Annotated in this window: 9 protein-coding genes; 4 read left to right on the top strand and 5 right to left on the bottom strand. The window is 51.2% G+C overall.

Annotated elements, in window-relative coordinates:
- The first annotated feature begins 129 nt into the window (after positions 1-129).
- Together C5S61_RS14150 and C5S61_RS14145 are read left to right on the top strand one after the other, a co-directional pair.
- Positions 130-1,257, top strand: a complete 1,128-nt coding sequence (locus C5S61_RS14150; RefSeq protein WP_164689483.1) for a glycosyltransferase family 4 protein — start codon at positions 130-132, stop codon at positions 1,255-1,257.
- A gap of 8 nt (positions 1,258-1,265) precedes the next feature.
- Complete coding sequence (locus C5S61_RS14145; protein WP_110515694.1) at positions 1,266-1,910, top strand: HD domain-containing protein; 645 nt, start codon at positions 1,266-1,268, stop codon at positions 1,908-1,910.
- A gap of 83 nt (positions 1,911-1,993) precedes the next feature.
- Here C5S61_RS14145 and C5S61_RS14140 read toward each other — a convergent pair whose 3' ends face one another.
- From C5S61_RS14140 to C5S61_RS14130, 3 genes are all read right to left on the bottom strand, one after another.
- Entirely contained in the window at positions 1,994-2,626 is a 633-nt protein-coding gene (locus C5S61_RS14140) for a hypothetical protein (protein WP_110515693.1), read from the bottom strand.
- A 20-nt stretch (positions 2,627-2,646) separates the two neighbouring features.
- Entirely contained in the window at positions 2,647-3,426 is a 780-nt protein-coding gene (locus tag C5S61_RS14135; RefSeq protein ID WP_054533220.1) for an RNA polymerase sigma factor, read from the bottom strand.
- Positions 3,427-3,514: 88 nt separating this feature from the next.
- Positions 3,515-6,121: a CHAT domain-containing protein gene (locus C5S61_RS14130; protein ID WP_110515692.1), complete on the bottom strand. Its 2,607-nt coding sequence runs from the start codon at positions 6,119-6,121 to the stop codon at positions 3,515-3,517.
- Positions 6,122-6,287: 166 nt separating this feature from the next.
- Between C5S61_RS14130 and C5S61_RS14125 the strand changes: the two genes are divergently transcribed.
- Positions 6,288-8,318 (top strand): hypothetical protein, encoded by a 2,031-nt coding sequence (locus C5S61_RS14125; protein WP_110515691.1) that lies wholly within the window; start codon positions 6,288-6,290, stop codon positions 8,316-8,318.
- 67 nt (positions 8,319-8,385) lie between these two features.
- Here the strand turns inward: C5S61_RS14125 and C5S61_RS14120 are convergent, their stop codons facing one another.
- A complete protein-coding gene (locus C5S61_RS14120; protein WP_110515690.1) occupies positions 8,386-9,090 on the bottom strand; it encodes a hypothetical protein in 705 nt (234 codons plus the stop codon).
- Between the two features lie 224 nt (positions 9,091-9,314).
- Here C5S61_RS14120 and C5S61_RS14115 point away from each other — a divergent pair, with 224 nt between their 5' ends.
- Positions 9,315-10,253 carry an AraC family transcriptional regulator gene (locus C5S61_RS14115; protein WP_110515689.1) on the top strand — a complete coding sequence of 313 codons (939 nt, stop codon included), beginning with the start codon at positions 9,315-9,317 and terminating at the stop codon, positions 10,251-10,253.
- Here the strand turns inward: C5S61_RS14115 and C5S61_RS14110 are convergent.
- Positions 10,250-10,654, bottom strand: coding sequence for a (R)-mandelonitrile lyase (locus tag C5S61_RS14110; RefSeq protein WP_110515688.1), 405 nt, complete (start codon positions 10,652-10,654; stop codon positions 10,250-10,252). The two genes, C5S61_RS14115 and C5S61_RS14110, sit on opposite strands and share 4 nt — an antisense overlap.
- Positions 10,655-10,704 lie beyond the last annotated feature (50 nt).

The following is a 10,704-nucleotide window of genomic DNA, read 5'->3' as shown; positions in this document are numbered from 1 at the left end:
GCCCCTAACCCCCGACCCCTCGCGGCTCAATGAAGGGCTAGCGGTCAGGGAACTATGAAATTTTGCCAAAATTGAGGTATGGTATACTCGCTGAAGAATCGCTCGTTTGCAGTTTTAGAAATTGAGCCTATGCATTTTACAATTAATGGCCATTTACTCTCATTTGATAGTTCTTTTCGCCAAGCTGGGGTCTCAAATCACACCCGTTTTTTGATTGAAAACCTCGCGAAGCTCGATCACGATAATCAATACACGCTGTTTGTTGGGCCAAATGTGCGTCAACACCTCAATTTGCCCGTCAATTGGGAAATTGTCGAATCGCGCTTGCCCACAATTCAGCCCAAATATCGCATTCCATGGGAGCAATTTATTGCGCCTTGGCTGCTGGCCAAACGCCGCGTCAACCTCTTTCATGGCTTGTTGAATATTACGCCATTGCTTTCGCCAGTGCCAACCATCGTCACCATTCACGATTTAGCCTTTATGGATGTGACTGGCTCGCATCGTAAGGCCAATCGGCGCTATTTGGCGGCAGCAACTCGCCAAGGTGTGCGCCAAGCTGCCCATTTGTTTGCGGTTTCTGAGTATACCAAAGCTGCGATGGTCGATCGGCTTGGGCTTGACCCCGCCAAAATTAGCATTGCCTATAATGCTGCTGGCGCGCAATATCACCCCCGTTCAGCTGCCGAAATTAACGCCTGGAAACAGCAAAAACAACTGCCTGCGCAATTTTTGCTTTATCTTGGCACCTTGGAGCCACGCAAAAATATTCCTAATTTGCTGCGTGCCTATGCCAAAGTTAAGCACGAGGTTGGCATGCCATTGCTGATTGGCGGCGGCAAGGGCTGGAATTTCGACGACATTTTCAGTACCTACGAGCAATTGCAATTGCACGATAGCGTGAGCTTTTTGGGATATGTGCCAGGCGAGGATTTGCCGCTGTGGTATAACGCTGCGACTGCTTTTATCTATCCATCGCGCTACGAAGGCTTTGGCATTCCGCCGCTTGAGGCCATGGCTTCGGGTACGCCTGTCCTCACCACCAACGCCACCAGCATTCCCGAGGTAGTGGGTGATGCAGCGATCCAAGTCGATCCCGATAATATCGAGCAGCTGGCGCAAGAATTGGTGCGCATCGCCAATGATGCTGGCCTGCGCGACGATCTGCGCGAACGTGGTTTGCAGCGTGCAAAAGCATTCTCGTGGAAAAATTTGGCCAAAGCGACGCTCGACGTGTATCGCAAGGTTGGGAGCTAAATAGAACGATGATTGATCTGAATCAGTGGCAATCACGCTTTGCAAGCTGGATTGAGCAAGAGCTTGGTCACGCCGATGTCTCGCACGATCCTGAGCATATTCGACGGGTCGTGCGCAATGCCCAATTAATTCACGCTCAAGAAGGCGGCGATTTGGCGGTGATTATTCCCGCAGCTTGGTTACACGATTGCGTTGTGGTTTCGAAGGCCTCGCCATTGCGCAGCCAAGCCTCGCGTATGGCCGCCGAGCATGCAACCCAATGGCTGAGCAGCCAAGGCTATCCAGCAGCATATTTGCCTGCAATTGGCCATGCGATTGTGGCTCACAGTTTCTCGGCCAACATTCAACCAGAAACTGTCGAGGCCAAAATCGTGCAAGATGCCGATCGGCTTGATTCGCTCGGCGCGATTGGTTTAGCCCGTTGTTTGATGCTCAGCGTTGAGCTTGGCCGCCGGCTCTACGATCCGCAGCAGCCACTTCCGCGCACGCGCCCAGCCGATGATCAACTTAATAGTATCGACCATTTTTATACCAAACTTTTAAAGCTGCCACAAACAATGCAAACAGCCACAGGCCGTGCATTAGCAGAACAACGAACCGGTATTTTAAACCAATTCTTGGAGCAATTAGCGCATGAAGTTGGGGAATCGTAGCAATGATTCTCTCGTTGATTCGGTTTTAGTTTCGCTTAGCAAGTGTGGGTAGAACACAACACAACCCGTACTACCCACACTTGCTAATTGAGAATTTTGATTTTCAAGCGAGCCAATTCTTCAATTGGAATGCGATCGAATAAGACAAAGCCATCTGCATCGGTCGTGCCATTGTTTTCGTAGCTTGGCGATACAACCTTCACTTCAGTACCAGCTTGATCAAAGGGATCGCGCTCTGGCACTTGAATGTAGCAGTGCAAAACGGCATGTTTGGGCTGCATGCTCTCATACATTTCAATTGTCACATCGGGAATGCTCACCGACGACTGACGATACGTGCCAATGAGCCGCTGACCACGCATTTGCCCAGTGTATTGCAATTGAATTTGCATTTGCTGCAGCATTTGGTCGGAAAACTCAATCATAAAGCGATAGCCAACCGTTTCAGGGGCGGCGGTGACCAACGAATGCTGGCGCAAGAACTTCAACGAAGGTGCTGGAATGCTATCTGCCATTGCAAACGACGTGCTATACAAGGCATAACTGGCATCCAAGGCATCAAATAACTCGGCGCGGCAGCCTGAACATGTTTCAACATGGTCGGCGACGACTTGCAGCGCAGCATCTATTGGCGCGCCGAGGGCAACAGCATGGGCATACTCAACAAGGCGTTGACGCATAATCTCGTGAGATGCAGTCGGAAGTGACGTGTTCATGGTAGTTCCTCACCAAATAGTTATTCGTAAGCAATCCCTAGATCAGTGGCAACAGCTTGCCAGCGGGGATCATCACGCAGCCGCTTAATGGCGCGGCTCCGCAGGGTATGCACATGGCTTACGGTAGTTTCCAACGTCCGGCTAATCGCATTGTCATCAAGGCCGGTAATATATTTCAGCCACAATGCGGCTAATTGGTTATGTGAACGGGGATGTTCCCGCAAATAGGCGTTTAAACAGGCCGATATGCGCTCCTTGGTTTCATGTTGAATCACCACTGTGGCTGGGGCAATGCTTTGGGTATCTTCCAGCACATCGTAACGATTTTGACCCTCGTCATTCATGCTTGGTTGATCGAGCGAATCAGCGGGATATTTTGTCCAACGGCGCAAGCTGCGCAAGGCATTGTTCATTTGCAAACGCACAAATTCCCAAAACGCCCCAGGTTTGCGGCAATCGTCAAAATGTTTGAGCACTCGCTCAATCGTTGCCTGCGCAATTTCCTCAGCTGGTTCAAAACGTTTAAGCATGGCATAGCTATAGACCATGCGGAAAAGCTCCGTATAGCCATCCTCACGTCGACCGAACCCTTCGCGGCCAGAACATGCATCGTATAACGAAATCATGTAGGCGCAAATCAGGGTTTGATCAAGCGTGCCTTGAAAATCGGTCTGGCGACGGCGCATAGTTCGTTGTACCAGCTCGTCGATTGAGAGCAGTGTCCATCCATATTTCTTGATCAGAAGAGTTGCACGTTCGGTATAGAGCTGCTCGCTATCAGATAATTGGGTCTCGAACATGGTGCGCACCTTTGCTTTCAGGCGTGATGCTTCGAGAAGCATCGTAAACAGTTATACAATGGTCGAACGAACATCGGTTGCTTACACTTTAGGCTTTGCCGATCACCATAAAGCCAGCCCAAAAGCGTGGATCAGCCAAGGGGCTGTCATTGTGCTGGCCATCAAGTTCAAACGGAATCGCGCTCGTCGGTAGCTGCCAAATTTGGAACTGTTTAATAATATCAGCCCGCGTCAAGTCTCGTACAGCAATGACTGCGTGCTTGAGTGCTAGGGCAATCCGTACTCCGGCCTGTAATTCACGATAAAAGCGATCCATCACGAACAACGCCGCCACATCCGAGGCGTTCCACAATGAGCAGAGCAAACTGCGCGTGCCAGCATATAAAAACGCTCGTTGCAAGCCATATTGATCGTCGCTGACTGCCACAAAACTACGCCCGCTGACACAGGCACTCAACACCACCAAATCGGTATCGATCTGCACATGATCCATAATCGTTTGGGCGCTCAAGGTTTCGTTGCCAAGAATCAGGTGCGAATTGAGCGGTTGCTGGGCATCATAGACACAGTGCGAGGCAATGTGAATAATTCGTGCGTCGTGGGCATAGCGCAAAAATTGATCGGTGGCTAATGCGCCTGTCCACGCTTGGCCACCAACTAATTTGGCAATTTCCTGGGCTTCGTGTTCTGCATAGGTCAGGGCATCGTCGCCAACGCTGTTGTAGCCAAAACAATATTGTTGCTGTTGGCTGCTTGCTGGACGACCCAAGGCATAGCGTACCAAAATTGTGGCACTGGGAGCCAAAGCAATCGCTGGGTTCTCTTCGCGTACCAGCCAATTGCCATCGCTGGTTTGCAAGGCCATAAACGGCACATCGTGCAACGGCCCATGCGGCACAACATACACCAAATCAAGCGTGCTCAGCAACGCTTCGTATGGCTCGATTAAGGCTTGCGAAATTGCCTTCAAAATCCGTGGTTGCAGCAAGCGATGGTGCCCGCCATGGCCACGGGTCAGGTTCAATGGATTGAAGCTATGCTGCTGGATTGTGGCATTGGTTGCTGTAATTGCCACGCTATACAAGGCTGGTTCAAGGCTAAAGTGGTGCAAAATTGGTGATTTGCGTTCGGCCAAGGCTGCCAAGAAGCGCAACGATCGGCCTAGCACGCCGACAGTAAAGTATTCAACAATTGCCGTGCGTTGATCAAGCTTGGCTTGGATTTCGGCCAAATTGGCACATTGTTGCGAAAGCTCGGCGGCTGGGCTGGCATCGCCTGCTTGGAGCGCATCAAGGAACGCTCGCGAACGAGCGCGTTCGATATAATTGACAGCTTGGGCCGCATCGCCACGCTCAATGCACAAGACTACCATGTGCTCATAGACCTGTTGGGCAGTGCTAATCAGGCCCAATTTGGTATCTTCATCGCGGAACGAGGTGCGTAAATCTTCGATAATCGCAATCGATTCGGCAAAAGCGGTAAAAGCGGCATCGATTGCGCCACTGCGGCGTTCAGCATCGCCGCGATGGTTGAGAATTAAGGCTAATTCATGGCGATTATTTTGTTGCCGTGCCAAATCTTCTGCTTGGGCATAAATTGCCAAGGCTGCTTGATAATCGTGCATGCTACAGTAGAGCAAGCCCAAAAATGCCAATGAATCGCGCAAACTATCGTCATTGGGCACAACGCTGGCCCGCGCTGCTTCAATACTAACTTGATAGGCCTGTTCGCTGGCCACCAAATCGCCTGCTAGATGCTTCAAAAAGCCAATGTGCCAATACAAATTGGCCAAATCGCCCACTGTATCGAGGGTTTCGTAGAGTGCCGCCGAACGGCTGAAATAGCTGTCGGCTTCATCCCAACGACATAAATAGAGCAAATTTGAGCCAACTTCGTAGAGCGCATGGGCTTCGCGGTAGCGATTGCCCGCTCGTTGCAAGGCTTCCAACGCTTGCAAACTGAGTTCAAGCGCCTGTTCTGGGCGTTGCAAATGATTGGCCAAAATGCTCTGATTGAGCAAACTATGGCCTTGGTAAAGCCAATTTTGCACCTGTTGGGCGTGTTGGTTTTGCTCAATATAATGTTGAATCGCTTGATCATACGCTCCGCGAAACCAAGCCAACGTGCCCAAGCTGTTGATCACCATTGGCAATAAATCGGCTTCGAGGTGGATGTCGTCGCGCAATTGTTGTAATAAACTTTGGGCCACAGCATACTGGCGTTCAAGCCGCATGTGGATAATTGCGCTGTAGAGCATCAAAAGCTGCTGTTGGCGCGAATTAACGTGCGGAATGCTGCTGGCTTGCTCCAACACCTTGGCGATGGTTGGCCACTCGCGGCGGGCCGAAAGCAATTCCAAATATGATTCAAGGTAGTACAACCAGCGTTGCAGCTCAAAGTTCCAAGCCTCTGCCACTAGACGATTGAGTTGTTGCTGGCTATACTCAAGGGCAGCAGCAAAAACTTCGTGCTCGCGGTAGGGAAGTTCAGCCAAAACTGGAGCTTCGTGCAACTCATACCAACCGTGATCATGGTGCTTGAGCATAAATGTGCTTTGGCAAAAACGCTCAATTTGTGCGGGTGAATACGGTGTGAGGCTAGCCAACTGAGCAGAATCACACCAACGCAAGAGCCAGATGTAAGATGTAAGTGCCGGTGTAACCGTTGATTCAAAGGCATCATCAAGTAAAACCATACCATCACCCTTGGTCTATGCAACGCCATCCAGCATGCCTAGGTTTGTGAGAGATCAGGCACACCATCCGCGTAATTGAAGCAAAGTTCTAGCGCTACTATACTCGATTTTGATCGGCTTTGCTACCGAAGTAGCCCTTGTTTTGTGACATTGGGGGAATGCGATCATGTCCACACCACACGCCCAAGTTTATTTCAACCGCTACAATCTTTTTAATACAACACCGAACCCAGCCCCAAGCGGCAATACTGATTGGTACACCAATCAGCCAAGTATGCAATTAAGCAATCCACACTTGGTGCAACGGGTGGCAAGCCAACTCGCCTTGCTGAGCAATTGGTCATTACCAGCTGCCAATTTGCTGGGCCTGCAAGACCTCAATTGGGCCTTTTGTGTGTATGATCTGCAACAACAGCTCGCTGCCAACGCCAACAGCGACGATTTGCCAAATTATCCAACCGCCTATGCTCAAGTTCAAGCGAGCCATAACACGACTCAAACCACCAGCGCAACCAAAGTATGTTTGTTTAATGTCTTGGTGGCGATCGAATGGGTGCCGAGCGCTGGCGAGCTTAATCAATTGCAATGGGCTTTTCGCCGCGCCTCAGATTTCTTGTTTGATGTGAGCAATGGCACGATGGCCTTTGGTCAAGTGGTGTTTGGTGGCGTTGATAAGATGCGCGCCGCTGATATTCAAATTTTGGCTTCCAATCGCTATCATCCCCGTAGTTGGCGCGAAGGGCTGTATACCGATTCCAAGCATATGCCAATTCGCTTGGGCCGTGGCATGTGGGAACGTCAAGGTAGTTTTAGCATTCCTTGGCACGAGCCAGAGGGCTATCGGGTGATTGTGCACGAATGGATGCACTACGCAATTGGCTTGCGCGATCAATATATTAATTCAAATAATGCTGAGCATCCAGATTTGGCCTTACCCTCGTTCAACCCAACTGCCGAATCGATTATGGCGCACTTGGTTGGCTCGAGCGAAGTGATGCGGATTGACGGCGGCGACGATGTTTGGCAGCCATTCCGTGCTCAAACTGGGGCTGGTTTGCCCTACAGCGCCATGGCAACTGCGCCATTTGATCAGCCGCGCATTGGGCCAGAACGCTTGCCCTTGCCCTTGCCCGTATTTCACCATGGCTTTGGCAGCAATCCGGTGGCCGAAGTTGCCACCCTCACGATTAGCAATACGCCAATTGCCAACCTCAATCGTGGCTGGGTTTATTTGTTGCGTGGCAGCCTGAATGCGCCGACCACGCTTATTCCGCAGGGTAGCCTCGATTCGCGCGTGCATTCGCAGGGATTTAAGTTGCTTGGCGCAAATGCAGATGATTATGTGCTGGTGATTGGCGACCAAGCCAATGGCACAACGGCGGTGTATGTCGCGCAGCTCGAAGGCAATCCGCCTGAACTTAACTGGATTGAATGCACGCCCAGCCAATTTCCTTTGGTCGCGGTCATGCCCTATGGCTCAGTGGTGCAAGGCGCGTACAGTGTCAAAGTTGTGACCCAAGCGGGCCTAACGCCGACCGCGATTTTTGTGGCTGCTGCTGGCGAGCAAAATGCCTATGCCGTCGATAGCAATGGCGTGGTTAATAATTTGCCGTCGCTTGATGGTACAGCTTTCTTGGTATTTGAAGGCCAAACTGGCATTCAATTGGCGGTTGTAGCCTATTCTGAGGGTGGCAATCCTCCCAGCCATAATCCAACTGCACCAATTCCATTAACTGCTGGCTCATCGGAAGGCAATTTGATGGTCTTTTTCAATCAAGCTGCCGAAAGTCGCGCCAGTGAACTCAACCATTTGCGGGTGATTACCACGACGATGTATGGCTCGTGCAGCAGCTTTCCTAATACAACTGGTACTGCCCAAAGCCGCGGCTATATTTTTGCCTTGGCCAGCAATGCAGCCTTGCCCAGCGATGTTGGGGCGAGTGTGCCGCTCAAGCCAACCTTGGTGCTCAACTACGATAATGCTGCATTATTGAGCCTTGGCACAACCAGCGGCATTGCTGGAGTGTTGAAGGTGTATAGCGCCAACGGAACCACGCCACAGGCCGAGCTTTCGAAGCATTTTGTGGATCGTGGCTATGTGGCTTTGGCCTTGAATGCCACGAGTGCTAGCGGTTTATTTGCCAGCACACCAACCCCTGAGTTCTTCCGGCTTTATGGCCAACAATTCTCGATTTAAGCAGGAGCAAGCGCCCATGGCCAAAACCATGGGCGCTTTATTGTTGTATGCAGATTGAGCGCATCATTTAGAGGGTGCGAACGCTGCGCACTGGCTCATTTGGGCCAAGTAGGCTCATTGGTTGCTGCTGATTACTCGGATTAGTGGGCTTGCTGGCGCTGGCCACAGTCCGGCGTAAACGCCATTGCAAAGCAGCAATTTCCTCGGAGATGGCACGCAAACTCTCAACTTCATCACGTAAATCTTCTACTACTGCCGACGAACCAAACTCAACCCGCTGCGGTTCGCGCAATGGGCGACGAGGCCGCTGGGTCGAAACATCGCCAAGTTGCTCTTGCATCGTGCCTAATAAACTCATCAAATAGGCCCATGATTCGTTTTCTTGCTGGCTGACTTGCTTTGAATGCTGGCGACGTTCGTTCATCCAGCCTTCGAGTTGGCAGTGCAAGCTATTCAAGCGCGTATCAAGATGCTCGATTAGTGGGCGGCTAAAGTCGGCTGGCTGAGCTGCTAATTTGGCAACCGTTGCTGGAAACGAGGTATGCAGCGTTTCGAGCTGGCCTTGTAGATGACCAAGCGACGAGCCAAGTTGGGCTTGGCGACGGGCTACAACCTCTTGCTCGCCCAGAACATCGCTCAACAAGGCTTTAAGCTGCTGATTTTCTTGTTTGGCCCGATGCTCTTGCTGGCCCAACAAATGCGGCACAAACCACAAGAGCAGCACTGCCAAGAGCAATAACGCGCCGCTCATCAATAAAAAGACAATCTGCATAACCAACCTCCATTGCAAGTGCGATCAGGCTTCATTATAGAAAAAAGCCCGCTCGCTGAGAGGATGCAGGGGTTACAGCTTGATGACAGCTCACCGAAGTATGAAGAACGAGGGATGAAGGATGAAACTGAATCTATACTAAGCAATGTTTGATTGGAAATAATGGTTTGCTGGGCATGATCAACTGGTATAGTAATGCCAGATTGTGCTACGAGGATTGTGCGATGACGCTGCTTGAGATTGATCGATCGTTGGAGCCAGAACCGTTGCTTGATCCAGAACGCCGCGCTTTGGCCCAATTGTTGGCCCAGTATGCGCTGCACGATGGACGCTTCGGCTTTTGTATGCCGCAGATTTATGCGATCCGTGAATCGCAACCGCATCAACGTTCGCTGCCAGCACTCTATCAGCCAAGCGTTTGTATTGTGGCGCAAGGGGCCAAACAACTGGTGCTCGGCGATCAGACCTACAATTACGATGCAGCGCATCTGTTGGTTGTGGCGATTGATTTGCCGGTCGCTGCCCAAATTACCCAAGCCAGTCTTGCTCAGCCTTATTTATGCTTCAAGCTAGAGTTTGATGTGCAGCGGGTGGCCGAATTGGCGCTCAAAGTCTATCCGCAAGGACTGCCAGCGCCAACTGAGCTGCGGTCAATTGCCACCGAGCGCAGTAATCGTCAACTGGTGCAGGCCGCCATTCGTCTGCTTGAGCTTATGCAGTATCCTACTGAGGCTGAATTACTCGCTCCTTTGGTAATCGATGAGATGATTATTCGCTTGTTGCATAGCCCATTTGGCAATCGCTTGGCCCAAATTGGCCAAACCAGCTCACGAGTTACGCCCGTGGCGCAGGCAATTAGCTGGTTGCGCCAGCATTTTGCCCAACCAATCCAGGTTGAGCAATTGGCCGATTTGGCTCATCTGAGTGTTTCAGCTTTTCATCTGCATTTCAAAGCAGTTACCGCGCTCAGCCCAATTCAGTTTCAAAAAACCTTGCGTTTGCATGAAGCGCGGCGCTTGTTGGTTGCAACGACGCTTGAGATTGGCCAAATCGGCCAGCAGGTAGGCTATGCAAGCAGTTCGCAATTTAGCCGCGAGTATCGGCGCTATTTTGGTTGTTCGCCAACTGATGATCTTGCACGTTTGCGGCGCTCGCAAGTTTAGGCTTGCTCAGCCAAATATTGCTCATCGCTGACATGTTCTAGCCATTCAACAACTGCGCCATCAAGCTGCTCTTGGAGGGCGATATGGGTCATTGCGGTGGTTGGGCTAGCGCCATGCCAATGCTTCTCGCCTGGTGCAAACCAAACCACATCGCCTGGCCGAATCACTTCAATCGGCCCGCCCCAACGTTGGGCTAAGCCACTACCAGCAGTTACAAGTAACGTTTGCCCAAGCGGATGAGTATGCCATGCAGTACGAGCGTTTGGCTCGAAGGTGACGCTTGCACCGCGCACCCGTGCAGGTTCGGGCGCTTGAAACAACGGGTCGATTCGTACCGTGCCGCTAAAATAATCTGCCGAGCCAACCTCTGAGGGCTGCGAGCCATTGCGTTTAATATTCATCACACGCTCCACAAATAAACTCATTGCTGCCAGTATAGCCAATGTTTGCT

Origin of the sequence: Herpetosiphon llansteffanensis (assembly GCF_003205875.1) — a bacterium.
GTDB classification, from domain to species: Bacteria; Chloroflexota; Chloroflexia; order Chloroflexales; family Herpetosiphonaceae; genus Herpetosiphon; species Herpetosiphon llansteffanensis.
The sequence above is the reverse complement of the archived record's forward strand: the minus strand, read 5'-3'. Positions and strand labels throughout refer to the sequence as shown.

Excerpts from the sequence above, each read along its gene's own strand:
- C5S61_RS14130 (WP_110515692.1), bottom strand. The coding sequence starts at position 6,121 with ATGGTTTTACTTGATGATGCCTTTGAATCAACGGTTACACCGGCACTT.
- C5S61_RS14145 (WP_110515694.1), top strand. The coding sequence starts at position 1,266 with ATGATTGATCTGAATCAGTGGCAATCACGCTTTGCAAGCTGGATTGAG.
- C5S61_RS14140 (WP_110515693.1), bottom strand. The coding sequence starts at position 2,626 with ATGAACACGTCACTTCCGACTGCATCTCACGAGATTATGCGTCAACGC.
- C5S61_RS14150 (WP_164689483.1), top strand. The coding sequence starts at position 130 with ATGCATTTTACAATTAATGGCCATTTACTCTCATTTGATAGTTCTTTT.
- C5S61_RS14115 (WP_110515689.1), top strand. The coding sequence starts at position 9,315 with ATGACGCTGCTTGAGATTGATCGATCGTTGGAGCCAGAACCGTTGCTT.
- C5S61_RS14120 (WP_110515690.1), bottom strand. The coding sequence starts at position 9,090 with ATGCAGATTGTCTTTTTATTGATGAGCGGCGCGTTATTGCTCTTGGCA.
- C5S61_RS14125 (WP_110515691.1), top strand. The coding sequence starts at position 6,288 with ATGTCCACACCACACGCCCAAGTTTATTTCAACCGCTACAATCTTTTT.
- C5S61_RS14110 (WP_110515688.1), bottom strand. The coding sequence starts at position 10,654 with ATGAATATTAAACGCAATGGCTCGCAGCCCTCAGAGGTTGGCTCGGCA.
- C5S61_RS14135 (WP_054533220.1), bottom strand. The coding sequence starts at position 3,426 with ATGTTCGAGACCCAATTATCTGATAGCGAGCAGCTCTATACCGAACGT.